Here is a 240-nt window from a genome sequence, read left to right on the forward strand (position 1 = left end):
GTCACCTCGCCGGAGAAGGTGTTGAGGTTGTCCACCATCTTGTTGATGGTGTTCTTCAGCTCGAGGATCTCCCCGCGCACGTCCACGGTGATCTTCTGGCCGAGGTCACCATTGGCCACCGCGGTGGCGACCTTGGCGATGTCGCGCACCTGGGCGGTGAGGCCGCTGGCCATGGAGTTCACGTTGTCCGTGAGGTCCTTCCACGTACCGGCGACCCCCTCCACCCGGGCCTGACCGCCG

1 protein-coding gene is annotated in these 240 nt (G+C 65.4%); it reads right to left on the reverse strand.

The window, feature by feature from the left end:
• A partial coding sequence (locus Q664_RS49095) for a HAMP domain-containing protein (RefSeq protein ID WP_152622807.1) occupies positions 1–240 on the reverse strand: 240 nt, incomplete at both ends.

Origin of the sequence: Archangium violaceum Cb vi76 (genome assembly GCF_000733295.1) — a bacterium.
Taxonomy (GTDB): Bacteria; Myxococcota; Myxococcia; order Myxococcales; family Myxococcaceae; genus Archangium; species Archangium violaceum.